The sequence below is a fragment of the Aeromicrobium sp. Root472D3 genome (assembly GCF_001426485.1).
Classification (GTDB): Bacteria; Actinomycetota; Actinomycetes; order Propionibacteriales; family Nocardioidaceae; genus Aeromicrobium.
The window spans coordinates 1,198,217-1,221,190 of record NZ_LMET01000001.1 but is presented as its reverse complement, the minus strand read 5'-3'; the positions used below and the strand labels follow the sequence as shown (position 1 = coordinate 1,221,190).

The 22,974-nt window shown below is 73.2% G+C and carries 27 protein-coding genes and 2 tRNA genes; 10 read left to right on the top strand and 19 right to left on the bottom strand.

Annotation, left to right across the window (positions count from 1 at the left end):
* Window positions 1–52: 52 nt before the first annotated feature.
* From rpmG to ASD10_RS05970, 4 genes are all read right to left on the bottom strand, one after another.
* Window positions 53–223 carry a 50S ribosomal protein L33 gene (rpmG, locus tag ASD10_RS05985; RefSeq protein ID WP_056606042.1) on the bottom strand — a complete coding sequence of 57 codons (171 nt, stop codon included), beginning with the start codon at window positions 221–223 and terminating at the stop codon, window positions 53–55.
* A gap of 84 nt (window positions 224–307) precedes the next feature.
* Window positions 308–381: transfer RNA gene (locus ASD10_RS05980), tRNA-Met, on the bottom strand.
* Between the two features lie 65 nt (window positions 382–446).
* Window positions 447–519, bottom strand: a tRNA-Thr gene (locus ASD10_RS05975).
* Window positions 520–624: 105 nt separating this feature from the next.
* Complete coding sequence (locus ASD10_RS05970) at window positions 625–1,635, bottom strand: quinone-dependent dihydroorotate dehydrogenase (RefSeq protein ID WP_369797578.1); 1,011 nt, start codon at window positions 1,633–1,635, stop codon at window positions 625–627.
* A 135-nt stretch (window positions 1,636–1,770) separates the two neighbouring features.
* Here ASD10_RS05970 and ASD10_RS05965 point away from each other — a divergent pair, with 135 nt between their 5' ends.
* Both ASD10_RS05965 and ASD10_RS05960 read left to right on the top strand, forming a co-directional pair.
* Window positions 1,771–4,146 (top strand): excinuclease ABC subunit UvrA, encoded by a 2,376-nt coding sequence (locus ASD10_RS05965; RefSeq protein WP_200938138.1) that lies wholly within the window; start codon window positions 1,771–1,773, stop codon window positions 4,144–4,146.
* A 42-nt stretch (window positions 4,147–4,188) separates the two neighbouring features.
* Window positions 4,189–4,377: a hypothetical protein gene (locus tag ASD10_RS05960; RefSeq protein ID WP_056606034.1), complete on the top strand. Its 189-nt coding sequence runs from the start codon at window positions 4,189–4,191 to the stop codon at window positions 4,375–4,377.
* Between the two features lie 70 nt (window positions 4,378–4,447).
* Here the strand turns inward: ASD10_RS05960 and ASD10_RS05955 are convergent, their stop codons facing one another.
* Both ASD10_RS05955 and ASD10_RS05950 read right to left on the bottom strand, forming a co-directional pair.
* On the bottom strand, window positions 4,448–4,693 hold the full coding sequence (locus tag ASD10_RS05955) for a hypothetical protein (protein ID WP_056606030.1): 246 nt from the start codon (window positions 4,691–4,693) through the stop codon (window positions 4,448–4,450).
* A 56-nt stretch (window positions 4,694–4,749) separates the two neighbouring features.
* Window positions 4,750–5,430 carry a GAF and ANTAR domain-containing protein gene (locus ASD10_RS05950; RefSeq protein ID WP_056606024.1) on the bottom strand — a complete coding sequence of 227 codons (681 nt, stop codon included), beginning with the start codon at window positions 5,428–5,430 and terminating at the stop codon, window positions 4,750–4,752.
* 339 nt (window positions 5,431–5,769) lie between these two features.
* Between ASD10_RS05950 and ASD10_RS05945 the strand changes: the two genes are divergently transcribed.
* Together ASD10_RS05945 and ASD10_RS05940 are read left to right on the top strand one after the other, a co-directional pair.
* Window positions 5,770–6,714: an iron-containing redox enzyme family protein gene (locus ASD10_RS05945; RefSeq protein ID WP_157432474.1), complete on the top strand. Its 945-nt coding sequence runs from the start codon at window positions 5,770–5,772 to the stop codon at window positions 6,712–6,714.
* Window positions 6,711–6,926 carry a CDGSH iron-sulfur domain-containing protein gene (locus ASD10_RS05940; RefSeq protein WP_235501767.1) on the top strand — a complete coding sequence of 72 codons (216 nt, stop codon included), beginning with the start codon at window positions 6,711–6,713 and terminating at the stop codon, window positions 6,924–6,926. The genes ASD10_RS05945 and ASD10_RS05940 overlap by 4 nt, the downstream gene beginning before the upstream one ends.
* A 170-nt stretch (window positions 6,927–7,096) precedes the next feature.
* Here the strand turns inward: ASD10_RS05940 and ASD10_RS05935 are convergent, their stop codons facing one another.
* Both ASD10_RS05935 and ASD10_RS05930 read right to left on the bottom strand, forming a co-directional pair.
* Complete coding sequence (locus ASD10_RS05935; RefSeq protein ID WP_200938136.1) at window positions 7,097–7,669, bottom strand: RsmD family RNA methyltransferase; 573 nt, start codon at window positions 7,667–7,669, stop codon at window positions 7,097–7,099.
* Between the two features lie 65 nt (window positions 7,670–7,734).
* Window positions 7,735–8,007 (bottom strand): Rho termination factor N-terminal domain-containing protein, encoded by a 273-nt coding sequence (locus tag ASD10_RS05930; RefSeq protein WP_056606018.1) that lies wholly within the window; start codon window positions 8,005–8,007, stop codon window positions 7,735–7,737.
* A gap of 108 nt (window positions 8,008–8,115) precedes the next feature.
* On the opposite strand from ASD10_RS05930, the gene ASD10_RS18720 reads away from it, so the two are divergent.
* The gene (locus tag ASD10_RS18720) at window positions 8,116–8,256 is read left to right on the top strand and encodes a hypothetical protein (protein ID WP_157432473.1); all 141 of its coding nucleotides are present in this window, start codon (window positions 8,116–8,118) and stop codon (window positions 8,254–8,256) included.
* Between the two features lie 13 nt (window positions 8,257–8,269).
* Here ASD10_RS18720 and ASD10_RS05925 read toward each other — a convergent pair whose 3' ends face one another.
* On the bottom strand, window positions 8,270–9,499 hold the full coding sequence (locus ASD10_RS05925) for a GGDEF domain-containing protein (RefSeq protein ID WP_200938133.1): 1,230 nt from the start codon (window positions 9,497–9,499) through the stop codon (window positions 8,270–8,272).
* A gap of 50 nt (window positions 9,500–9,549) precedes the next feature.
* Complete coding sequence (locus ASD10_RS05920; protein ID WP_056606010.1) at window positions 9,550–11,073, bottom strand: catalase; 1,524 nt, start codon at window positions 11,071–11,073, stop codon at window positions 9,550–9,552.
* Between the two features lie 101 nt (window positions 11,074–11,174).
* Between ASD10_RS05920 and ASD10_RS05915 the strand changes: the two genes are divergently transcribed.
* Complete coding sequence (locus ASD10_RS05915; RefSeq protein WP_056606007.1) at window positions 11,175–11,435, top strand: hypothetical protein; 261 nt, start codon at window positions 11,175–11,177, stop codon at window positions 11,433–11,435.
* A gap of 62 nt (window positions 11,436–11,497) precedes the next feature.
* The gene (locus ASD10_RS05910) at window positions 11,498–12,379 is read left to right on the top strand and encodes a hypothetical protein (protein WP_056606004.1); all 882 of its coding nucleotides are present in this window, start codon (window positions 11,498–11,500) and stop codon (window positions 12,377–12,379) included.
* 145 nt (window positions 12,380–12,524) lie between these two features.
* Here ASD10_RS05910 and ASD10_RS18715 read toward each other — a convergent pair whose 3' ends face one another.
* From ASD10_RS18715 to ASD10_RS05870, 9 genes are read right to left on the bottom strand one after another with little or no spacing between them, the layout of a single operon-like run.
* Window positions 12,525–12,689 carry a hypothetical protein gene (locus tag ASD10_RS18715; RefSeq protein WP_157432472.1) on the bottom strand — a complete coding sequence of 55 codons (165 nt, stop codon included), beginning with the start codon at window positions 12,687–12,689 and terminating at the stop codon, window positions 12,525–12,527.
* Window positions 12,690–12,739: 50 nt separating this feature from the next.
* A complete protein-coding gene (locus ASD10_RS05905) occupies window positions 12,740–13,918 on the bottom strand; it encodes an alcohol dehydrogenase catalytic domain-containing protein (protein ID WP_056606000.1) in 1,179 nt (392 codons plus the stop codon).
* 51 nt (window positions 13,919–13,969) lie between these two features.
* Window positions 13,970–14,722, bottom strand: coding sequence for a glycosyltransferase family 2 protein (locus ASD10_RS05900; protein WP_056605997.1), 753 nt, complete (start codon window positions 14,720–14,722; stop codon window positions 13,970–13,972).
* Entirely contained in the window at window positions 14,715–15,275 is a 561-nt protein-coding gene (locus ASD10_RS05895; RefSeq protein ID WP_056605994.1) for a class I SAM-dependent methyltransferase, read from the bottom strand. The genes ASD10_RS05900 and ASD10_RS05895 overlap by 8 nt, the downstream gene beginning before the upstream one ends.
* Window positions 15,272–15,967, bottom strand: coding sequence for a PIG-L deacetylase family protein (locus ASD10_RS05890; protein ID WP_082556045.1), 696 nt, complete (start codon window positions 15,965–15,967; stop codon window positions 15,272–15,274). The genes ASD10_RS05895 and ASD10_RS05890 overlap by 4 nt, the downstream gene beginning before the upstream one ends.
* Complete coding sequence (locus ASD10_RS05885; RefSeq protein ID WP_056605989.1) at window positions 15,960–16,940, bottom strand: hypothetical protein; 981 nt, start codon at window positions 16,938–16,940, stop codon at window positions 15,960–15,962. Before ASD10_RS05885 ends, ASD10_RS05890 begins: the two co-directional genes overlap by 8 nt.
* Window positions 16,937–17,800: a glycosyltransferase family 2 protein gene (locus ASD10_RS05880; protein ID WP_056609944.1), complete on the bottom strand. Its 864-nt coding sequence runs from the start codon at window positions 17,798–17,800 to the stop codon at window positions 16,937–16,939. Before ASD10_RS05880 ends, ASD10_RS05885 begins: the two co-directional genes overlap by 4 nt.
* Window positions 17,797–18,816 (bottom strand): glycosyltransferase, encoded by a 1,020-nt coding sequence (locus ASD10_RS05875; protein ID WP_056605987.1) that lies wholly within the window; start codon window positions 18,814–18,816, stop codon window positions 17,797–17,799. The genes ASD10_RS05880 and ASD10_RS05875 overlap by 4 nt, the downstream gene beginning before the upstream one ends.
* Entirely contained in the window at window positions 18,813–19,877 is a 1,065-nt protein-coding gene (locus ASD10_RS05870; RefSeq protein WP_056605984.1) for a glycosyltransferase, read from the bottom strand. Before ASD10_RS05870 ends, ASD10_RS05875 begins: the two co-directional genes overlap by 4 nt.
* 279 nt (window positions 19,878–20,156) lie before the next feature.
* On the opposite strand from ASD10_RS05870, the gene ASD10_RS05865 reads away from it, so the two are divergent.
* The 3 genes from ASD10_RS05865 to ASD10_RS05855 all read left to right on the top strand — a co-directional run bounded on the left by ASD10_RS05865 (window position 20,157) and on the right by ASD10_RS05855 (window position 22,918).
* Complete coding sequence (locus ASD10_RS05865) at window positions 20,157–20,921, top strand: sigma-70 family RNA polymerase sigma factor (RefSeq protein WP_056605981.1); 765 nt, start codon at window positions 20,157–20,159, stop codon at window positions 20,919–20,921.
* A gap of 67 nt (window positions 20,922–20,988) precedes the next feature.
* Window positions 20,989–21,870: an SDR family oxidoreductase gene (locus ASD10_RS05860; protein WP_056605978.1), complete on the top strand. Its 882-nt coding sequence runs from the start codon at window positions 20,989–20,991 to the stop codon at window positions 21,868–21,870.
* Between the two features lie 88 nt (window positions 21,871–21,958).
* On the top strand, window positions 21,959–22,918 hold the full coding sequence (locus ASD10_RS05855) for a hypothetical protein (protein WP_056605975.1): 960 nt from the start codon (window positions 21,959–21,961) through the stop codon (window positions 22,916–22,918).
* Window positions 22,919–22,974: the final 56 nt, after the last annotated feature.

Sequence of the window (22,974 nt, the reverse complement as noted above, 5' to 3'; positions counted from 1 at the left end):
GAAGGCCCCCGGCTGCCGTCAGCAGCGGGGGCCTTCGTACCGGACACCAGGGTCAGCGGGTCTCGCGGTGCAGCGTGTGGCGCTTGTCACGCGGGCAGAACTTCATCAGATCCATGCGGTCGGGATCGTTGCGACGGTTCTTCTTGGTGATGTAGTTGCGTTCCTTGCACTCGGTGCAGGCCAAGGTGATCTTGGGACGAACGTCTGAGCTCTTGCTGGCCACGGGGTGCCTCTTCTTGGTCGATGTCGCTGACGTGGTGCCGGTGTGTTGCCGTGCCGGTGTCGAAGTGCCGGTGTGATCGTGCGGTAGCTGGGGCGGGACTCGAACCCGCGACCCCACGATTATGAGTCGTGTGCTCTAACCGACTGAGCTACCCAGCCACGGACGCGAGTTTCCTCTTGCCCGACGGACTCGCGACCCTGCGGGCGCAGTGCTGCGATTCCAGAGCCCCTTTACGGAATCGAACCGTAGACCTTTTCCTTACCATGGAAACGCTCTGCCGACTGAGCTAAAGGGGCGTGCCGACGCTCAAACATACAGGGTCGCGGGCCCGGACACGAAATCGGGGGTCGAGGTTCGTCGACGTCCCGTCCCAGGGCCCGGGAACCCGGCGAATTCCGGCCTCACGCCGTGGCCGCCGCGAGCCGCGACGGCCAGGCCGGGCCCTCGTAGACGAAGCCCGTGTAGCCCTGCACGAGGTCGGCCCCGGCCGCGAGCCGTGCCCGGACGTCGTCGGGCGTCGTGACGCCGCCGACCGCGATGATCGCGAGGCCGTCGCCGACCCGCTGCCGCAGCCGCACGAGCACCTCGGTGGCCCGCTCGGCCAGCACCGGGCCCGAGAGACCGCCCGCCCCCGCCGCGTCGACGACGGACCGCTCGGTCAGCAGCGACGCGGGACGCGCGATCGTCGTGTTGGTCGCGCTGATGCCGTCTAGGCCCAGCTCGAGCGCCAGGTCCGCCACCGCGTCGACGTCCGCGTCGGCGAGGTCGGGCGCGATCTTGACCAGGAGCGGGACACGGCCGCCCGGCGTGCGGTCGGCGACGTCCTTGACGGCCGCGAGCAGGGGGCGCAGCTCGTCGACGGCCTGCAGGTCGCGCAGGCCGGGGGTGTTGGGCGACGACACGTTGACGACGAGGTAGCTCGCGAAGGGCGCGAGCAGCCGGGCGCTCTCGACGTAGTCGGCGACGGCGTCGGCCGGCTCGACGAGCTTGGTCTTGCCGATGTTGACCCCGATGACGGCGTCGCGCCCCGCCGCCGTCCGGCGCAGGCGGTGCAGCCGGGCGGCCACCTCGGCGGCGCCGTCGTTGTTGAAGCCCATGCGGTTGACGATCGCGCGGTCGTCGACCAGGCGGAACAGCCGGGGCCGTGGGTTGCCGGGCTGGGCGCGGGCCGTGACGGTGCCGATCTCGACGTGGCCGAACCCCAGCGCCAGCAGGCCGGGGACGGACCGTGCGTTCTTGTCGAAGCCCGCCGCCAGCCCGAAGCCGTTCGGGAACTCGATGCCCATGACGGTGCGGGGCGCACGGGTCTGCGCGAACGCGTGACGCGTGACGGGGCGGCCCGCACGGATCGCGAGGAAGCCGCGCTCGTGCGCCTTCTCGGGGTCCATCGAGCGGAAGACGACGTCGAACAGGGTGCGATAGACCACGACCGCAGCGTATCCGCCCCGGGCCCGGGGCGGACCGCAGCACTCACGGTCGGATGTCGCCCCGCGCCGTGGACGTCAGGACGGCTGCGGCGGACGGTGTCGGCGTGGGAGCATCGCCGTGTGAGCCAGCCCACCGCAGCGTCGTCCCACGTCGCCGACGGCCACGACCTGATCCGCGTCGTGGGGGCCCGGCAGAACAACCTCAAGGACGTCAGCGTCGAGCTGCCCAAGCGGCGGCTCACGGTCTTCACCGGGGTCTCCGGCTCGGGCAAGAGCTCGCTGGTCTTCGCGACGATCGCCGCGGAGTCCCAGCGCATGATCAACGAGACGTACAGCGCGTTCGTGCAGGGCTTCATGCCCTCCGCGGCGCGACCCGACGTCGACGTGCTGTCGGGCCTCACCACCGCGATCGTCGTCGACCAGGAGCGCATGGGCTCGGACCCCCGCTCGACCGTCGGCACCGCGACCGACGTCAACGCGATGCTGCGCATCCTGTTCAGCCGGTTCGGCGAGCCGCACGTCGGCGGCCCCCAGGCGTTCTCGTTCAACGTCGCGTCGATGACCGGCGCCGGGGCCGTCACGGTCGAGAAGGGCGGTCGCGAGACCAAGGAGCGCCGCAGCTTCGCGGTCGTCGGGGGCATGTGCCCGCGCTGCGAGGGCTGGGGCACCGTCAACGACATCGACCGGACGGCGCTGTACGACGAGACCAGGTCGATCAACGAGGGCGCCCTGACGATCCCCGGCTGGAGCATGGACGGCTGGCAGGGGCGCATCCTGCGCGGCGTCGGGCTGTTCGACTGCGACAAGCCGATCGCGTCGTTCACGGCCGAGGAGCTCGATGCGCTGCTCCACCGCGAGGCCACCAAGATCACGGTCGACGGCATCAACCTGACGTACCTCGGCATCGTCCCGCAGATCAAGAAGTCGTTCCTGAGCAAGGACGTCGAGGCGATGCAGCCGCACGTCCGTGCCTTCGTCGAGCGCGCCGTCACGTTCACGACGTGCCCCGACTGCGACGGCACCCGGCTGAACGCGCTCGCCCGCTCGTCGACGGTCCGCGGCAGCAGCATCGCCGACCTGTGCGCGCTGCAGATCAGCGACCTCGCGACGTGGATCCGCGACACCGAGGCGCCCGGTGCCGAGCCGCTCCTCGAGGCCATCGCGGCGACCCTCGGCTCGTTCGTCGACATCGGGCTGGGCTACCTGTCGCTCGACCGTCCGGCGGGGACGCTGTCGGGGGGCGAGGCGCAGCGCACCAAGATGATCCGCCACCTCGGCTCGGCGCTGACCGACGTCACGTACGTCTTCGACGAGCCGACGATCGGGCTGCACCCGCACGACGTCGAGCGGATGAACCGGCTGCTGCTGCGCCTGCGCGACAAGGGCAACACCGTGCTCGTCGTCGAGCACAAGCCCGAGGCCATCGCGATCGCCGACCACGTCGTCGACCTGGGACCGGGCGCCGGTGCCGCCGGCGGCGAGATCGTCTTCGAGGGGACGCTCGAGGGCCTGCGCGCCGCCGACACCCTCACCGGCCGCCACCTCGACGACCGCGCCACCCTGAAGGACGAGGTGCGCTCCCCCACCGGCGCGCTCGAGGTGCGGGGCGCGTCGACCCACAACCTGCGCGACGTCGACGTCGACGTGCCGCTCGGCGTGCTGACGGTCGTCACCGGCGTCGCGGGCTCGGGCAAGAGCTCCCTGGTCCACGGCTCCCTGCAGGGCCGCGAGGGCGTCGTCGTGATCGACCAGACCCCGATCAAGGGCTCGCGCCGCAGCAACCCCGCGACGTACACGGGTCTGCTCGACCCCATCCGCAAGGCGTTCGCGAAGGCCAACGGCGTCAGGCCCGCGCTGTTCAGCGCGAACTCCGAGGGCGCGTGCCCCGTGTGCAACGGGGCCGGCGTCGTCCACTCGGACCTCGGCATCGTCGCGGCCGCACCCGCGCCGTGCGAGGCGTGCGAGGGACGACGCTTCCAGGCCGAGGTGCTGGCGTACCGGTTCGGCGGCAGGACCATCGACGAGGTGCTGACGATGTCGGTCGACGAGGCCGAGCGCTTCTTCGCCGACGGCGACGGACGTCTGCCCGCCGCCCACCGGGTGCTGGAACGGCTCGCCCGCGTCGGGCTCGGCTACCTGACGATCGGCCAGCCGCTGACGACCCTGTCGGGCGGCGAGCGGCAACGGCTCAAGCTCGCGGTGCGGATGGCCGACGACGGCGGCGTCTACGTGCTCGACGAGCCGACGACCGGTCTGCACCTCGCCGACGTCGAGCAGCTGCTGGGCCTGCTGGACGGCCTCGTCGACTCCGGCACGTCGGTCGTCGTCATCGAGCACCACCAGGCCGTCATGGCGCACGCCGACTGGATCATCGACGTGGGGCCCGGAGCAGGCCACGACGGCGGGCGCATCGTCTTCGAGGGCACGCCGCGCGACCTGGTCGCCGACGGGTCGACGCTGACGGCGCGTCACCTGGCGGCGTACGTCGGAGCCTGACCGGGCGGTTTCGCGCCCGCGGCACGGGGGTACGTTCGGCGCATGACCGAACCTGCGAACGACCCCCAGACCACCCCCGTCGACGCCGACGGGCAGCCCGCCGTCGCGCCCGACACCCAGAGCGACCCGGCCCTCGACAACGGCGACTCGACCGATTGGTCGTCCGAGGGCGGCGCGGCGACCGAGGGCCCCGCGACCGACACCGACAACGACGACGTCAGCGGCTCCTGAGCCGTCCCGACCACTCGCCCCGGCGCCTCCTCGACGACACGGGGGCGCCGGGGCGAGCTCGGGCGTCGGGCTAGAGCTTCGCCTCGTCGATGTCGTCGCCCGCCTTGCCGCGGATGATCGTCTGCAGCATCGCGCTGGCCGCGCCGATCGCTCCGAGGCCGAAGAACGCGTACACCCACGCGTCGCGGAGCACGTCGGCCTGGACGAGCACGATGCCGATGATCGCGACGACCACGGCGGCGACCGAGACGATCAGCCCGATCGACCACCGACGGTTGAGGTCGTGACGCTTCTGCCTGCGGGTTCGAGATGCCATGACGCCCACCTACCCCACGCGGCGCCGTCCCAATCGTCCTGACGGGGTCGAGGACCCTACTCGGGCCGGGCGTTGGCGTTGCGCTGCACCACGATGGCCTCGGCGACGGCGTGCAGGCGGCGGTTCTCGTGCTGCGAGATGCGGCGCAGGAAGTCGAAGGCGGCATCGGCGTCGATGTCGAACTTCTGCATCAGGATGCCCTGGGCCTGCGCGATCGTGGTGCGCGACTCCAGGGCCGTCTCGAGGCCCGCCGCCCGCTCGGCGGCCGCGAACGCCGTCGTGGCGTGCGCCGCGAGCACCTCGGCCAGCTCGACGTCGGCCGGGGTGAACGCGTGGACGCGGTCGGCGTAGACGTTCAGCGAGCCGTAGCCCCGCTCGCGGGTGGCCAGGCGCACGCCGATCGCGCTCAGGATGCCGATGTCGACGACGGCCGGACCCCACCGGGGCCAGCGCGGGTCGTTCGCGACGTCGTTGGCGACGTACGTCGCGCGGCCCGTGATGGCGTCGAGGCACGGCCCCTCGTCGAACTGCGACTGCAGCTGGTGGGCCTGGTCGACCCGCTCGGTCGTCGCGGCCGGGGTCTCGACCTTCTGGCGCGTCACGACGCGCATGACGCCGGCGTCGTCGGCGTCGAGCACCAGGCGCGCGTAGTGGCTGACCCGCTCGAGGATGCTCCGTGGATCACGGTCCTGCTCGAGCTCGAGCGCCATGTCCGCCAGGACGCGGGGACCGTCCATGTCGATCGCCCTCCTTCTGCACCGCCGGCACGTGCCGGAACGTCGCAACGATCCTATGCCGGTCCGGGCGCTCCCGCTGACGTGGGCAGAGGCCGTGCCCTAGTCCGCACGCCCTCTGCCCACTTTCCGCCAGGTCGCCGCTGTGTGCTCAACGGCCACCACACCCTCTTGGTTACCCACTGGCACCGGCCTGAGACACGTCGCCGGTTGACGGTCCCCCATCCGGGTACCTGATGGACGCCCAGTCGAGCACACGGCCGGAGCAGCCCGAACCCCGAGGAGCATCCTCATGGCCCACCTCCTGCCCGTCCCCGCGTCGACCCGTCCGCGAGCGTCGTCGTGCTGACGCCCAAGGGTCGCGGCTCGCTCAGCGAGACCGCCTTCCAGGCGATGCGGTCGACGTCGCCCGACTACTCGCCGCTGCTGTCGACCCCCGCCGACGACGCCGAGGACCTCCACGTCACGCTGTGGGCCCTGCACGAGCTGCACTACCGCGGCTTCGAGGACGTCGACGACGACCGCGAGTGGCAGCCGGAGCTCATCGCCCTGCGCCGCTCGCTCGAGACGACGTTCGAGCGCACCCTGCGTGACCGTGCACCCGACGCTTGGCCCGAGGGCGACTTCGCCGACGCCTTCTTCGCGTACGTCGCGTCGCACGACGGCGCCTCGCTGGCCGCGCAGGTGCAACGTCACACGACCCACGAGCAGACGCTCGAGCTGCTGCGCATGCGCTCGATCTACCACCTGAAGGAGTCCGACCCGTCCGCGTGGCTCGTGCCGCGGCTGCCGGACCGCACCAAGGCGGCGCTGATGGAGCTGCAGTTCGACGAGTACGGCGGCGGCGACCCGACGCGGCTCCACGCGACGCTGTTCGCGCGCGGGATGGACGACTGCGGGCTGCGCGACGAGTACGGCGCCTACATCGACGACGTGCCGCTCGAGGTGCTCGAGGAGAACAACGCGATGTCGCTGTTCGGCCTGAACCGTCGTCTCCGCGGGGCGTCGCTGGGTCACCTGGCGGCGTTCGAGGCGACCAGCAGCATCCCGTCGCGCCGCATGGCGCAGGGGCTGCGGCGCCTCGGCCTGCCCGACTCGATGGCCGAGTACTACGACGAGCACGTCGCGGCCGACGCGGTGCACGAGCAGCTGGCGGTCCGGACGATCTGCGGGTCGCTGCTCGACGAGGAGCCGGCGCTGCGCGACGACATGTTCCTCGGCGCGTTCACGTGCTTGGACCTCGAGGACCGCTTCGCGCGGCGCATGCTCGAGGGGTGGGCCGCGTGAGCGACGACGAGCAGGGCGGCGAGCACCCCACCGTGATCCTCTGCGCGGGCGGCCCGATGCTGCTGCGCGGCGACCACGTGATCGAGGACGCCGACGGCGTGCGGCACCGCACGACCCGTCCCGTCAGCGCGGTGTGCCGCTGCGGCAAGTCGTCGATGCAGCCGTGGTGCGACGGCACGCACAAGCTGATCCCCGACAAGTCCCGCCCCTAGCCCCCGATCGCCGACGAGTCACCCACGCCCGCCGACGAGTCACCCACGCCCGCCGACGAGTCACCCACGCCTGCCGACGAGTCAGTCATGCCCGGCCGCGAGTCACCCGGAGTGACTCGCGAGCGGGTCCAGGTGACTCGTCGGCGGGACTGCGTGACTCGTCGGCGGGACTACGTGACTCGTCGGCGGAGCTCGACCAGCACGCCGCGCTCGAAGACGCGGGTCTCGGCGGTGCGCAGGCCGGACCCGCCCTGCCGCAGGTGCTCGTCGAGCGCTCGCACCTGGTCGGACGTGCCGACCTGCAGGATCGCGGTCCCGCCCGGCAGGAGGTGACGGCCGATGACGTCGCAGCACGTGCGGGCCAGGTCGAGACCGTCGTCGCCGCCGTCGATCGCGATCGACGGGTCGTCGGGGAACTCCCCGATGCCGGCCGACGGGACCCACGGCGGATCGGCGACGACGACCGCGAACCGCTCGTCGTCGCCCAGCACCTCGTCGATCCGCCCGTGCCGGACGCTCACGCGATCCGCCAGTCCGGCCCGGTCGACGTTGGCGCGGGCGAGCTCGACGGCGGCCGGGTTGAGGTCGACCATCACGAGCTCGCGCCGCGAGGCGGCGACGGCCGCGAGCCCGATGTGGCCCGCGCCGGCGAACAGCTCGAGCACCCGACCCTCCGGGGCCGTGCCCGCGACGTCCGCGGCCCACCGCGACTGCGCCAGCGTCCAGGGGCGGGGGCGCAGCACGCGGTCGTCGAAGGCGATCGTGAGCCCCCCGAAGTCGAGCTCGGAGGCCGCGCCGGCGCCGGTGATCAGTGCTCCCGCAGCATCGTCACGAGCTCGGACTTCTTCTTGTCCGAGTAGCCGCTGAGGCCGAGCTCCTTGGCCCGCGCGCGCAGGTCGTCGACGGTCCAGTCGTCGTACGACCCGGACGCCCCGCCCTTCGCGCCCACGGACCCGGCCGAGCGGCCCTTCTGCGCGGCGGCGTTCGAGATGCGGGCGGCCCTCTCCTTCGACGCGCCCTGGTCGCGCAGCGCCTCGTACATCTCGGGCTTCTTGAGGCTCGGGTCCTTCTTCGGGGGCATCGTGACTCCTTGGGCGGTCGGTGGGTGCCGGACGGCCCGTACCCACCGCGCCCCGCCGTACGCACCCCGGGACGGTTTACCGGTCGGCCCAGTGGGCACGACGGCACCATGACGTCACGCACCGACACCACGACCGCGCCCGAGCCGTCGAGCCCCGGCGACAACCCGGGCCAGCTGCCCACCGACCCCGACACCGAGGGCAACCCGGTGACCCCGCCCAACCCCGCGGAGAACCCGACGCGCGCCTGAGCGCGCCGGCCGGTCAGCCCGGGCCGGGACGGTCGTCGCTGCTCAGGATCACGCGGTCGCGCCCCGTCGCCTTGGCCTCGTAGAGCGCCCGGTCTGCCCGGTCGATCGCGTCGGCCAGGTCGGTGCCGTCGTCGGCGGCGGCGATGCCGTAGCTGACCGTCGGGAACGGCATGCCGTTGGGCGTGGCGGTCTCGCGCAGACGTCCGCTGATCTGGCCCGCGATCTGCTCGGCGCGCGCCGTCGGCACGTCGGGCAGGAAGATGATGAACTCCTCGCCTCCGTAGCGGCCCACGAGGTCGGACGACCGCACGATGCCGCGGCACGTCGCGGCGAAGGCCTGCAGCGCGTAGTCGCCGGCCGGGTGACCGTAGGTGTCGTTGACGGCCTTGAAGAAGTCGAGGTCGGCGAGGATCAGCGAGCCCTGGGCCCCGCTGCGGTTCTTGGCGCGCCACTCGGCCGACGCCTGCCGCATGAACTCGGTGCGGTTGAGCAGCCCCGTGAGCCCGTCACGCGTGGCCTGCGAGCGCAGCTCCTCGGTCTCGCGCTCGTAGCTGAGCGACGTCATGCTGAACGAGATCGCCGCGAGCAGCACGGTCGTGACGAGCGTCGTGACCTCCGAGCCGAAGTAGCGCTCGAACACCTCGCCGTCGGGCCCGACCCACACGAACGACACGAACCGCATCGCGTAGAACGCCGAGAACCCGCCGGACATGATCGCCAGCGTGCGCACGGCCGGCGAGAACGTCGCCTCGCGCCGCAGCAGCTCGGCCGGGCTGGGTCGCACGAGCCACAGCTCGCGCGACGCCAGCGCGACCGTCAGCGACATCGAGGCCAGCATCACGGCGCCCCCGGCCCACGTGTTCGTGGCCGGGTCGTCGAGCACCGCCGCGACGGCCGTCACGGCGGGACCCGTCGCGAACGGTGCCCACTGGAACCCGCGGCCGCCCAGGGCACGGGTCCCGCCCCACACGCTGCTCGTCCCGGCGACGAGCAGCGTGCTGCCGAGAGGGTTCGCCCACACCTGCTGCGACGTCCCGTCGAGCAGGTAGGCGACCGACCCGGCGACGAACAGCCCCAGGGCGGCGCACCACCACGCGCAATACGTGGACCGGCTGGTGCGGTACGAGACGAAGTAGAACAGGACCAGCATCGTCAGGGCGACGACGCCGAACGCCACGCGGAGCGATGTCGTGTCGAGCCCCATCGCCGTCCACCCCCGTCGCGCGCCGTCCCCGTCGACCACGATTCTGTCACGGCCGCCGGTGTGTCAGCGCCGATGTGACACCGATCGCGTCACGCCTTGTCCTGCATGCTCGACCGCGCGTCGTTGCCCTGCTCGCCGGCCTTCGGGTCGAGCTCGTCCTGCTTGTCGTGGACGCCCTGCTCGATGCGGCCGCCGAGGTCGTCGTCGATCTGGCGCCAGTACGCGAAGGCGCGAGCCAGCACCGCGTCGCTGACCCCGTTGAGCAGGTGCCCCACGACGTTGTCGACGAGCCGGTCGCGTGCGGCGTCGTCCATGACGTCGCGGACCAGCGTGCCGGCCTGCGTCCAGTCGTCGTCCTCGGGACGCAGCGTGTAGGCCGCGCGGACCATCTCGCCGTCGGAGCGCCAGCGTCCGCCGTCGTCCGTCAGGCTCGGATCGGCCGCGGGGCCGCCGTACGAGTTGGGTGCGTAGACCGGATCGGTGACGTTGTCCATCCGCATCGCGCCGTCCTTGGAGTAGCTGTCGACGGGCGACTTGGGACGGTTGACGGGGATCTGCCGGTAGTTGACGCCCAGCCGTGCGCGGTGGGCGTCGGAGTAGCTGAAGCCACGGGCCAGCAGCATCTTGTCGGGCGACAGGCCCGTCCCGGCGACCGAGTTGTTGGGCTCGAACGAGGCCTGCTCGATCTCGGTGTGGTAGTCCGTGACGTTGCGGTCGAGCGTCAGACGGCCCACCTCGTGCAGCGGGTAGTCGTCGTGCGGCCAGACCTTCGTCAGGTCGAAGGGGTTGATGCGGTAGGTCTTGGCGTCCTCGAACGGCATGATCTGCATCTTGAGCGTCCAGCTGGGGTGCTCGCCGTCGCGGATGTGCTCGAAGAGGTCGCGCTGGTGGTAGTCGGTGTCGGCCGACGCCATCTGGTCGGCCTCGTCCTGCGTGAAGAACTCGATGCCCTGGTCGGTCTTGAAGTGGTACTTCACCCAGAACTGCTCGCCCTCGGCGTTGATCCACGAGTACGTGTGGCTCGAGTAGCCGTTCATGTGCCGCCACGTGCGGGGGATGCCGCGATCGCCCATGAGCCACGCGACCTGGTGCGCCGACTCGGGCACGGCGGTCCAGAAGTCCCACTGCATGTCGTGGTCGCGCAGGTTGTTGTCGGAGCGGCGCTTCTGCGAGCGGATGAAGTGCTGGAACTTCATGGGGTCGCGGATGAAGAAGACCGGCGTGTTGTTGCCGACCATGTCGAAGTTGCCCTCGCTGGTGTAGAACTTCAGCGAGAAGCCGCGGGGGTCGCGCCACGTGTCCGGGCTGCCGCGCTCGCCGGCGACGGTCGAGAAGCGCGACAGCACCTCGGTCTTGGTGCCGGGCTGGAACACGGCGGCGCGCGTGAACGCACTCACGTCGTGCGTGACCTCGAACGTGCCGAACGCGCCGCCTCCCTTGGCGTGCGGCTGGCGCTCCGGGATGCGCTCGCGGTTGAAGTTGGCCATCTGCTCGATCAGGTAGTGGTCCTGCAGCAGCAGCGGACCGTCCGGGCCGACCGACAGGGAGTACTCGTCGCTCGCGACGGGGACTCCCGCGTCGGTCGTGGTGGGACGGGGTGCGGGGTCGGTCATGGGGTGCGGTCCTTCCGAGACGTGGAGCGGTGTCGGCGGAGGTACCCCGTCGTCGGCGGCCGAACCGGTTTGGTCCGGCGGCCCCCGGGTACCGTGCCGCCATGAGCGAGACGACGGACGACGTCCGGACCGCGGGTACCGATGCCGACCACGCCGAGGTCACGGTGGGGCCGAGCCTCAGCGAGGTCGACGCCGAGGTGCGCGCCAAGCTGACGGGTCAGCCGGTCGCCGCGATCGCCGAGCAGGCCGAGCAGGCGTTCGCCACGATCGGGGTGCGGCTGACCGGTGAGCAGCTCGCCGACTACGCCGACGCCGTCAGCACGGGCTCGGCGTTCGCGCTCGAGCCCGTCCCCGAGGGCTGAGCCGCACGCCCCGGTCCCAGCCGCACCCTGCTGACGGCGTCCTCGCGCAGGTCGCCGCCCGGTTGTACGCGCTTCCGCCGCGGGAGTTCGTCGCGTCGCGCACGGCCGAGGTCGCCGCGCTGAAGCAGGCGGGCGACGCCGACCGGGCACGTGCCGTGGCCGCGCTGCGGAGGCCCGGCGTCGCGGTGGGGCTCGTCAACGCCGTCGTCCGGGAGCATCCCGGGCTGGAGGACGAGCTGCGGGACGTCGGCAGGCGTCTGCGCGCCGCGAGCGTCGGCGGCGACCCCGACGACGTCCGTGCGGTCGACCGCGAGAGACGGACGACGATCCGGCGCTGCGTCACCGCCGCCGAGGAGGTCGCCGACGGCTGGGGCGCCCCCGCGAGCGCCGCGACCCTCCGGGACGTGGAGCAGACGTTCTGGGCCGCCCTCGTCGACGTCGCCGCGTTCGCGACGGTGCGCGGAGGTGCGTTGCTGACGCCGCTCGCACCGAACGGCTTCGGCGACGTGGACGTGTCGGGGGCGTCGGCCGTCCCGGTGGACGTCGAGGAGGACCCACCGGTCGCACGGCGGGCGCCGAGACCGCGTCAGGAGAAGCAGACGGAGGCGGTCCAGGACGTGCCCGACGAGGGTGCCGTCGACGACGAGGCGCTGGTCGCGGGGCGGGACCAGGTCGCCACGAGCGAGCACGACCTCGACGAGGCCCGGCGCGCCGCGGTCGAGGCGTCGGAGCGGGCGGCGGCGGCCGGAGGGCGGGTGGTCGACCTCAAGGACGAGCTCGCCGCGGTGCGTCGCCGACTCGTCGAGGTCGAGGGCGAGCTGCGGGACGCCGGCACGGAGGAGCGTCGGGCGTCCGCCGGTCTCAAGGACGCCGAGCGGGTGCGCCGCACCGCGGGCGAGGCGCTGGAGCGCGCCCGCCGCGCGGCGCGGGCCCTCGATCCCTGACCCCGCGGCTCACCACGCCGGCGTGGTAGACCCAGTCCGGGCGCAGCACCCCGCATCCCGGCGCCGCAACCCGTGTCCGGGCATGGCATGCCTGCCCTGCCCGGAACCGACATCCCCTGCCGGCGTGGTGAACCGACGACGGGGGTCAGTGGACGGCGCGGTAGCCGATGCTGCCGGCGGCCAGGCCCAGCGCGATGATCACGACGCCCGGGACCCACGCGCTGACCAGCAGGAACGCGAGGCCGGTGAGCGCCACGACGAAGCCGATCAGGGTCAGCAGGACGGCGGTCTGGGAGTCGATCTTCGGCACCCCACCACGGTAGGCCGATCGCCCAAGGCGACCGGCCCGCCGGGCGTCCGTCACGGCTTGAACAGGACCTTGATGGCCCCGTCCTGCTTCTTCTGGAACATCTCGTAGGCCGCGGGGGCCTCCTCGAGCGTCAGGTGGTGCGTCGCGAACGACTCGAGACCCAGCGGGTCGGACGAGTCCTCCGCGAGCGGCAGGAGGTCGTCGATCCAGTTCTTGACGTTGGCCTGGCCCATGCGCAGCGACAGCTGCTTGTCGAAGATCAGCTGCATCGAGAACGGGTCGGCCGCACCGGCGTACACGCCGCTGATCGAGACCGTGCCCCCGCGCCGCACGGCCTGGAACGCCAGGTCGAGCGCCGCCAGGCGGTCCGTGCTGGCGTTCGTCATGAGCGGGCGCGACAGGGCCTTCGGCAGCAGGCCCACGACCTTCTGCGCGGCCTCGGCCACGCCGGACCCGTGCGCCTCCATGCCGACGGCCTCGAGCGCCGCGTCGGCACCGCGGCCGCCGGTCAGCTCCTGCACCGCCGCCACGGCGTCGCCCGCCAGCAGGTCGATCGTCTCGACGCCGAGCGAGGCCGAGCGCGCCAGGCGCTCGGGCACGAGGTCGACCCCGATGACCCGGACGCCGCGCAGCATCGCGATGCGGGCCGCCATCTCGCCGATCGGGCCGAGGCCCACGACGAGCAGCGTGTCACCCGCCGAGACGCCCGAGTACTCGACGCCCTGGTAGGCCGTCGGGGCGACGTCCGACAGGTACACGAACCGCTCGTCGCTGTAGTCGCTCTCGATCTTGATCGGCCCGTAGTTGCCGTGCGGGACGCGCAGCAGCTCGGCCTGTCCGCCCGGCACCGCGCCGTAGAGGTCGGTGTAGCCGAAGAGCGCCGCGCCCATGCCGTACTCGCGCACCTGCGTCACCTCGCACTGCGTCTGCAGGCCGCGCGAGCACATGAAGCACGAGCCGCAGGCGATCTGGAACGGGATGACGACGCGGTCGCCGATCGCGAGGTCCGTCACGGCCGAACCGCGCTCGACGACACGTCCCATCGGCTCGTGGCCCAGGATGTCGCCGGGGTGCAGGAACGGACCGAGCGGGTCGTACAGGTGCAGGTCCGACCCGCACAGGCCCGAGGTCGTGACCTGGATGATGATGCCGTCCGGCTCGACGATCTTCGGGTCCGGGACGGTCTCGACGCTGACGTTCCTCTTGCCCTGCCAGGTCAGTGCGCGCACGGATGATCTCCTTCGTCGTGGTGTCGCGGCACGCTGCGCGCCGCGGGACCGTCACATGCCCGGCAGCGCCGGTTTCATGCACACCGACCCGCGATCGGCCGATGTGACGAGGGACGCGGCCAGATCGGCCCCGACGCCCTCGGGCACGCGGGACACGTGCCGGGCGGACGTCGTGACGGGCACGCGGTCGTCCCACACGGGTGCGGCCCCCTGCGCCACGAGCCGGCCGACCAGGTCGGCGTCCTCGTGGGCCGGCAGGTCGCGGAAGCCGCCCGCCTCGAGGTACGCGCTCCCGCGCACGCCGAGACTCGCGCCGTGCACGTGCCCGTGCGAGCCGCCGTCGGCGCGCACCGCGTAGTCGGCTCCCCAGCGGGGGTGGAGACCTCGATCGACCTCCGTCAGGCCGATCGTGCCGAGGAAGACGTCGGCGCACCGGGACGCCTCGAGCTGCGCCGGCAGCCAGCCCGCCGGGACGGCGCTGTCGGCGTCGGTCGTCGCGATCCACAGGCGGTCCGGGGCCGACGTCCGCCCGAACGCCCACTCGCAGCCCACGCGGCGGGCCGCGCCGACGTTCGCGGCGTCGATCTCGACCACCTCGGCCCCCGCGGAGCGGGCGAGGGACGCCGTCGCGTCACGGCACCCGTCGGCCACGACGACGACCTCGACGCGCACGACCGGGTGCAGGACGGCGACCGCGACGGCCGACGTCAGCACGGCGCCCACCGCCGCGGCGACGCCGTCCTGCTCGTCGCGCGCCGGGATCACGACCACGACGACGTCAACGTCGACGTCGACGTCACGCATGGGCCAGCACCTCGAGCCGGAAGTCGGTCTCGACGTGCTCGACCACGGCCACGAGGTCGTCGCCGACGCGCATCTCGGCGTGCGCGACGTCGCCGGTGCAGGTCGCGACCTCGAACGGGTGGCGCCAGTGCACGAGCACCAGGTGGCCGTCCGGCGCGAGGCTCTCGACCGCGGCGGCCCGCACCTCGAGCCGCTCGGCCGCCGACAGGTAGTACAGCAGCTCCGACAGCACGATCAGGTCGAACGGGCCGTCGGGCCAGTCGTCCGGCACCCGTCCTCGCGCGAACGTGACGTGATCGGCGCCGACCGTGGCGCGGGCGCGCGCGAGGGGGCTCTCGACGGGGTCGGTCGCGACGAGCTCGTCGCACCGCGTCGCGAGCTGGCGGGTCAGCACCCCGATCGAGCACCCCGGCTCGAACGCCCGCGCGTAGCGCAGGCGCGGCAGGGCCGCGAGCGTCAGGTCGTACTTGCGCTGCTCGTAGTGCCGCTCGGCGAGCTGCCACGGGTCGGCGGAGTCGGCGTAGAGCTGCTCGAAGTAGTCGGGGGCGGTCATGCCACGACCGCCTCGGGCGCGAGGGACGCATGCCGCTGCAGCGCCTCGTCGACGACGGCGGTGTCGGCGGGGTGCGGGCTCAGGGCCCGCACCTGGGTGCCGAACGCCGCCATCGCCTGCCGCTTGCGGTGGCGCCCCCGCGACGTGCACTCGAGGCGACGCACCGACGCCATCCACTCCTGGTCGGCGGGCACGGTCCAGGCCCAGGTCCAGATCGGCATCTGCCACAGCACCGCGGTCGGCGGGCAGACCTCCGCCACCACCTGTCCGAGGGCGTCGTGGTCGGGGTGCCCGTCGTGGGCGAACGGGGCCAGCACGAGGGAGGCGTCCCGCAGCACCGGCTCGACCAGGCGCCGCAGCTCGTCGCGGGCGGCGTCGAGCCCGCCGTCTGGCAGCCGGAGCCGCCGGACGTCCGGCTGCTCGAAGCCGAGGCACCGCAGCGCCGCGAGCAGCTCGCCGGGCCGGCGGGCCCGCAGCTCGTCGGGCGTGATGGTCGGGCTGCCGGGGTGCGACGCCTCGCCGTCCGTCGCCGTGACGAACACGACCTCGCGGTGGGTCTGCTCCGACAGCCAGCCGCCGACGGCCAGCACCTCGTCGTCGGGGTGCGCCGAGAGCACCACGACCCGTCCGCCGGGGTCGGCCGGTGGGTCGATCGGCATGCCCTCGAGGCGCCCTCGCCACAGATCAGTCATCGTCGTCTCCCCCGTCCTCCTCGGTCGTGCCCGCGACGGGCAGGGAGCCCAGCCGCGCCAGGTCGCGCTCGGCGTGGTGCTGCCGGACGAACACCTGCAGGTCGGCGACGTGCTCGGCGTGCCGCGCGTCGAAGGCCAGCGGGGCGGGGCCCAGGGCCCGGCCGACGTGCGCGATCGTCGACGCGACGACGTCCGCGACGTGCGCGCGCACCGACAGCGCCAGCCGCTCGAGCTCGTCCTCGTCGTCCGTCCCGCGGTCGAGCCGTGACGCGGCCGCCTCGAGCGCCAGGCCGGCCACGTCGAGGGACGCCCGCACGGCGCCCAGGTGCGCGAGGCCGTGCGGGTCGAGCCGCGGTGCGCGGTCCTCCAGCGTCCGGGCGACGCCGTGCGCCCCGCCCAGCCAGCAGGCGGCGATGCCGATCGCGCCCGCCCAGAAGCCGGGACGACCGACGTAGTCCCCCGGCCCGCCGACGGCCCGGGCGGCCACGTCGTGCAGGTCGAGCGTCCGCGTGTCGGCCCGGCGCATGCCGGCGCCCTGCCAGGCGGGCCCCTCGCCGTCCGTGACACCGGGGTCGTCGAGCGCGATCGCGAGCATCCGGGGGCCGTCCGCCGACTCCGCGGTCACGAGCGCATGGGTCACGAGGCCCGCGCCGGAGCAGAACGCCTTCGAGCCCGACAGCCGCCAGCCGTCCTCGTCGTGGGCGTCGCGCGTCGCGGTCAGCACCGCGAACGGCGGCTCGGCCGCCCAGACGGCCCACAGCTCGCCTGCCTCGGGGGCGCGGCCGCCCAGCTCGTGCAGGATCGCGACGGCGTCGTGGTGCGGCTCGACGAGCTTGGCCAGCGGCAGGTCGTCGGCGGCCAGCGCCGCGAGCATCCGCCACCGCCGATCCGTGTCGCCGCCGCCCGGCAGCGGCCACGACGGCGTCGTGCGGGAGCGGACGTCCGCCGTCGTGAGCGGCGACCGGCCCGTCACCGGACGGCCTCGGGCTGCCGCGGACCGCGCTCCGTCACGACGTACGTGCCGTCGTCGAGACGTCCGACGAGCCCGCTCCGCTCGAAGGCGTCGAGCCATCCGCCCATCGGCCAGCGTCCCCACGTGTCGTGGAAGATGCCCGCGTTGCGGACGATGTCGAAGACGTGCTCGACCGGCGGCGAGCTCACGGGGTGGTGCTGGTGGAACGCCCGCGCCGCCCCGACCCACGCCACGCCTCGTCCGGCGGCGGCCGCGCGACGCGCGAAGTCGGTGTCCTCTCCCCCGTAGCCGACGTAGCGCTCGTCGAACCCGCCGATCGCGTCCCAGGCCCGGGCCCGGAGCGCGAACGACAGCGACCAGAAGAGGTCGTGCCCCCGTGTGTCGCGCTCGATCGCCCCGGGAGCGGGGGCCGGCCGCGCCGCGTGGGGCTCGGCGAGCCGGTCGAGCGTGTCGAGGTCGTAGTCGTCCTGGCCGTCCGGGAGGGGCGGCAGGTAGGCGACGGGCCCGCACAGCAGGTCGTCGCACGTCGTCGGGTGCCCCGCGGCGGACGCGTAGGCGGCCACGAGCTCGGGCGCGGGGATGCAGTCGACGTCGAGGAACACCAGGACGTCCGCCCCCGCGTCGACCGCCGCCCGGGCCCCGACGTTGCGGGCGTGCGCCAGCGGGAGCCCCTCGGCGCGTCCCTCGACGGGAACGACGACGCGCTCGAACGGCCCCTCGTCGACGGCCGCCACCGACGGGTCGTCCATCGCGACGACGACGTGCAGGTCGGGCGGGCGGGTCGAGCGCAGCAGGCCCTCGTGCTGGCGGGCGAGGTGCCGCGACCGTCCGTGGACGATCGTCACGGCGACGACGTTCACGACCACGTCCCCGACGACCGGGCGGGCGCGGGAACGCGTTCGAGCTCCTCGCAGATGACCTCGGCGAGACGCCCCGCTCCCCCGCCGTCGTTCCAGGCCGACCACCCGGATCCGTCGAGGGCGGCGGTGCGCGTCAGCAGCTCGTCCCAGCCGGTCTGCGGCAGCTCGGGGCACACCGTCACCGGGAACCGCCCGTCGGTCGCGAGCACGGCCGCCATCGCGTCCTGCTCGCGGAACGGCCGGGGGCGCGGCACGACGACGGCAGGTCGCCGGGCCGCCGCGACCTCGGCGATCGCGTTCTGGCCCCCGTGCGTCACCACGACGTCCGCGGCGCACAGCACGTCCCACGGGTCGTCGACCCAGGCGTCACCGGCCCCCAGCACGTGCCACGTCCAGGAGGGCGTCTGCTGTCGTGCCGCGTCGACGTCCCACGACGTCTCGTCGCCCAGGCCCGTCAGCACCACGACCGTCCGGCCGTCGGGAGCGGGCGGCGCCGGCGCCGGACGGCCGTCGAAGCGCGACAGGCCCCCGACGCACGTCAGGCGGTCGCGGTGGGCGTCGAGCCCCGTGACCATGCCCGTGACGTCGGCGGGCCACGCCCCGACGATGCGACGCGCGACCGAGTGGACGAGGTCGTGCGCCGCGTCGCGGCGGTCGCCCGGCAGCACCATCGTCACGACGGGCGTGCCGTGCAGGCGGGCGAGCAGGCTGACCTCGGCCGAGACGTCGACGACCATCAGCGACGGCTCGACGGCGGCGATCCACGACGAGATCTCGGCCATCCGCGCCGTGAGCCCACGGTCCAGCTCCGGCACCCAGTGCAGGCGACCGCGGGCCGTCACGTCGACCGGGGTCGCGCCCTCGTCGTCGCGCGGCAGCTCGAGCCACGGTCCGCTCCACTCCCGCGGCCTGGGCAGCGAGCTCATGCCGACCACGACGGTGTCGGTGGCCGCGGCGACCGACAGCGCGCGGTGCAGGTGTCCGCGGCCGTGGTGGTGCACGTAGTAGCCGATCATGCGGCCACCACCTGACGGGCGCGGGCGTAGACGTCCTCGTAGGCCGAGATCATCCGTCCGACGCCGAGGTCGGCGACGGCGTGGCGCCGCACCACGCGGCGGTCGGCAGCACGCGCCAGGACGATCGCGGTGGCCAGCGAGTCGACGTCCCCCGGACGCGCCAGCGCCCCCGTGCCGGGCACGACGATCTCGCCGAGCGCGCCGCGGTCGAACGCCGCGACGGGGGTCCCGCAGGCCATCGCCTCGGCGGCGACCAGGCCGTAGGGCTCGTCCCACATCGGCGAGACGACCGCGACCGCCGCGCGTCCCACGAGGTCGATCAGCGCGTCGGAGCCCAGGTGGCCGAGGTGGCGGACACCGGGGCCGAGCAGCGGACGGACCTCGCGGTCGAAGTACGCCTGGTCCATGCACGGTCCCGCGAGGTCGATCGGGATGCCGGCGCGCAGCGCGGCCAGCGCCGCCAGGTGGGGCGCCTTCTCGGGCACCATGCGCCCGCTCCACACGGCGCGGTCGCCGCCGGGCCCGGCCCGCCAGCGGTCGGTGTCGATCCCGTTCAGGACGACCTCGGCCGTCACGGCGTGCTGCCACGCGTCGGCGGTGTGCCGGCTGACCGCGACGAAGCGCGTGTCGCCACGGCTCACCTGCAGGGCCGACTCCAGCCACGGGACGGGCGGGGTGTGCAGCGTCGAGACGACCGGCAGGTCGACCATGCCGGCCATCGCGATCGGCAGGTGGTGCAACGAGTTGTTGTGGATCACGTCGAAGCGCTGCGGACCGGTGCGCGACAGCTCCAGCATCAGCGAGAGATAGGCGTGGTGCTCGCGCATCCACTCGTCGGGCGTCGCACCGACGTCCTGGCGGGCTGCCGCGCTGGGCTCGAACGGACGCACCGCGAGGTCGCTGACGTCGAACCGCGGGTCGGACCCGGGCGCCGCGAACACGCTGACCTCGTGGCCGCGCCGGCCGAGGTGCTCGGCGAGCGTCGCAGTGTGCGCCTCCAGACCGCCGTGGAACGGCTCGCGGATCGGGAACCGGCTCGACGCGATGAGGCACACCCTCATGGGCGGGCCGCGGTGACGACGGTGCGCGGGGCGCGACGGGACGGCCGCGGGGGCGGCAGGAGCGAGGACGGACGGGCGAGGTGGGCCGCGTGCAGCATGGGGTCCTTCGAGCGAACAGCGAGGTGGTGAGCGACCTTCAGCACTCCGCGCACCCGTACCCGGACCGCCCGTCTTCAATCAGCGGTGCCGGCCTTGCGTGACCGGGGGGCGCGTGCAACGCTGGAGGCAATCAGCCGGTTGAAGACCCAGCCGCACGCACGTGCCGCCAGAGAGTTCTTCATGAGCCACTCCACCGACGTCTCCGACCAGATCGTCGCCGACCTCCTCCATGCCATCCATCGCGCCGACGGCGTCCACGAGCGCGAGCTGCTCGAGGACCAGCTGGTCCGGTCGTGCCTGCCGCTCGCCGAGCGCCTCGCCGCCCGCTACCGCAACCGCGGCGCCGACCACGACGACCTGACGGCCGTCGCGAACCTGGCGCTCGTCCACGCCGTCCGGCGCTTCGAGCCGTCGCGCGGGACGTTCCACGGGTTCGCCGTCGCCACGATCCTCGGCGAGATCAAGAAGCACTTCCGCGACCACTGCTGGATGATCCGGCCGACCCGCTCGGTGCAGGAGATGCAGCCGCGGGTGCGGGAGGCACAGCAGGAGCTCCTCGAGCAGGGACGCGAGTCGACCCGCGAGCTCGTCGCCGCCCGCCTGGGCGTCCCGGTGTCCGAGGTCGGCGAGGCGATGGCGGCGTCGAGCCACTACGCACCGCAGTCGCTCGACGCGCCGTCGGGCGTCAGCGGTCGCCCGCTCGTCGAGACGGTCCAGGGGGACGGCGACGCCTTCGGGGCGGCCGACGACCTCATGACCGCGGCCCCGGGCTGCGCGTCGCTCACCGACGACGAGAAGCACCTCCTGCGCCTGCGCTTCTACGAGGACATGACGCAGCAGCGGATCGCCGAGGAGGTCGGGGTCAGCCAGATGCAGGTGTCGCGGCGCCTCGCCTCGATCCTGGCCAAGATCCGCACCGGTTCGCAGATCGCCGGCGCGGCCTGACCCGTCGCGACACGCGCGGCCCGACCCCGTCCGGTTTGACCCGGGCGGGGTTGGGCACGTCCGGGTCATGAGCATCGACACCGACCGCCCAGAGCTCCGCGACGGCTTCCCCGCCCAGCAGCAGGAGCCGCCCGGACTGACGTCCGCGATGGACCCCCTGCCCGACCACGGCGACGACAGCTACGTCGGGCACGGACGTCTGGAGGGACTGCGCGCGCTCGTGACGGGCGGCGACTCCGGGATCGGCCGCGCCGTCGTGCTGGCCTACGCCCGCGAGGGTGCCGACGTCGTCTTCACGTACCTGCCCGAGGAGAAGTCCGACGCCGACGCCGTCGTGGAGTCCGTCGCCGACACCGGCCGACGCTGCATCGCGCTCGAGGTCGACCTGCGCTCGAGCGCGGCGTGCGACCGGCTGGTCGCCGACACCGTCGAGGCCCTCGGCGGGCTCGACGTGCTGGTCAACAACGCCGCGTTCCAGATGGCCCGCGAGGAGGACGTCGAGAAGCTGACCGACGAGCGCATCTCGCGCACCCTCACCACGAACCTCGAGGCGCTGCTGTGGATGACCCGTGCCGCCGTGCCCCACCTGGGCGAGGGCGCGTCGATCATCAACGTCTCGTCGGTGCAGGCGTTCGACCCGTCGACGACGCTGCTCGACTACGCCGCGACCAAGGCCGGCATCAACAACCTGACCGTCAACCTCGCGGCCCAGCTCGGCCCCCGCGGCATCCGCGTCAACGCCGTCGCGCCGGGACCCATCTGGACCCCCCTGCAGCCCGCCACGCAGACCGTCGAGAAGCTCGAGGTCTTCGGGCAAGAGACCCCGCTCGGGCGGGCCGGCCAGCCCGCCGAGGTCGCCCCGGCCTTCGTCTTCCTGGCGTCGTCCGCCGAGGCCAGCTACGTCTCCGGCACGGTCCTCGGGGTGACAGGTGGCAAGCCGGTCTTCTGATCCGGGATCGGCCGAGCGTCCGGCACCGAGGTGTGTGACGATCGTTCGTGCCGGTGGAGCAGACCGCCGGTCAGGCGAGGGGGGCGACGTGTCGCTGCTGGAGTTCGGCATGGTGCCGATGCTCGCCCGACCCGTCCCGTCGCTGCCGGCCGAGGCCGATCTGCCGGGCGGCTGCGTGTACGAGCCCAAGTTCGACGGCTACCGCGCGATCCTGTTCATGGCGGGTGGCCGCTGCCGCATCCAGTCCCGGCACGGGCACGACATCACGTCCGCCTTCCCCGACATCGTCGCGGCGGCCGAGATCGAGCTGCCCGACGGCGTCGTGGTGGACGGCGAGATGGTCGTGTGGGGCGAGGACGCGTACGACTTCATCCAGGTGCAGCGCCGCCTCACCGGTCCGCCACGGGTGCTGGGCCTGAGCCCCGCGTCGTTCATCGCCTTCGATCTGCTGATGTGGGACGACGACGACCTGCGCGGCCAGACGCTGACCGAGCGGCGCCGCATGCTCGACGTCGTGCTGGTCGACCACCTCATGCCGTTCCAGGTCGTGCCGCAGACGTCGGACCGCGCCGTGGCCGCGTCGTGGATCCGCGAGTACAGCCGCAACGAGATCGGCATCGAGGGCCTCGTCGTGAAGGGGCGCGACACGACGTACACGTCGGGGCAGCGCGGCTGGCTCAAGCTGCGCTTCCAGGACACGTCGGAGGCGGTCGTGTGCGCCGTCGTCGGATCGCTCGAGCAGCCCGAGCGGCTCGTGCTCGGCACCCCGGGGGCCGCCGGCTACGACATCATCGGCTGGACGCACCCCATCAGCGCCAAGCAGCAACAGGACGTCGCCGAGCTGATCGCGCCGCGCGACCAGGAGCTCGACCCGCGCGTCGTGGCGGCCGCGACCGAGACGGGCCGCGAGGTGCACCCCGTGCAGCCGACCCTCGTCGTCGAGACGTCCGCGCAGCCCGAGCGCGACGCCCTGCGCTGGCCCGTGTTCGAGCTCGTCCGCGTGCGCCCCGACCTCGGCCCCGACGAGGTCGGCGACCCGGTCGGCTGACCTGCTCCTGCCCCTGCGCCCCGGTTTGCTGCCGGACGGCCCGGGTATGCACCGGC

Bases quoted from the DNA above. Each gene is read 5' to 3' on its own strand.
- ASD10_RS05900 (WP_056605997.1), bottom strand. From the start codon at position 14,722: ATGCGTGACGTCGACGTCGACGTTGACGTCGTCGTGGTCGTGATCCCG.
- ASD10_RS05890 (WP_082556045.1), bottom strand. From the start codon at position 15,967: ATGACTGATCTGTGGCGAGGGCGCCTCGAGGGCATGCCGATCGACCCA.
- ASD10_RS05865 (WP_056605981.1), top strand. From the start codon at position 20,157: ATGAGCCACTCCACCGACGTCTCCGACCAGATCGTCGCCGACCTCCTC.
- ASD10_RS05920 (WP_056606010.1), bottom strand. From the start codon at position 11,073: ATGACCGACCCCGCACCCCGTCCCACCACGACCGACGCGGGAGTCCCC.
- ASD10_RS05930 (WP_056606018.1), bottom strand. From the start codon at position 8,007: ATGCCCCCGAAGAAGGACCCGAGCCTCAAGAAGCCCGAGATGTACGAG.
- ASD10_RS05870 (WP_056605984.1), bottom strand. From the start codon at position 19,877: ATGAGGGTGTGCCTCATCGCGTCGAGCCGGTTCCCGATCCGCGAGCCG.
- ASD10_RS05875 (WP_056605987.1), bottom strand. From the start codon at position 18,816: ATGATCGGCTACTACGTGCACCACCACGGCCGCGGACACCTGCACCGC.
- ASD10_RS05860 (WP_056605978.1), top strand. From the start codon at position 20,989: ATGAGCATCGACACCGACCGCCCAGAGCTCCGCGACGGCTTCCCCGCC.
- ASD10_RS05960 (WP_056606034.1), top strand. From the start codon at position 4,189: ATGACCGAACCTGCGAACGACCCCCAGACCACCCCCGTCGACGCCGAC.
- ASD10_RS05895 (WP_056605994.1), bottom strand. From the start codon at position 15,275: ATGACCGCCCCCGACTACTTCGAGCAGCTCTACGCCGACTCCGCCGAC.
- ASD10_RS05955 (WP_056606030.1), bottom strand. From the start codon at position 4,693: ATGGCATCTCGAACCCGCAGGCAGAAGCGTCACGACCTCAACCGTCGG.
- ASD10_RS18720 (WP_157432473.1), top strand. From the start codon at position 8,116: ATGACGTCACGCACCGACACCACGACCGCGCCCGAGCCGTCGAGCCCC.
- ASD10_RS05950 (WP_056606024.1), bottom strand. From the start codon at position 5,430: ATGGACGGTCCCCGCGTCCTGGCGGACATGGCGCTCGAGCTCGAGCAG.
- ASD10_RS05915 (WP_056606007.1), top strand. From the start codon at position 11,175: ATGAGCGAGACGACGGACGACGTCCGGACCGCGGGTACCGATGCCGAC.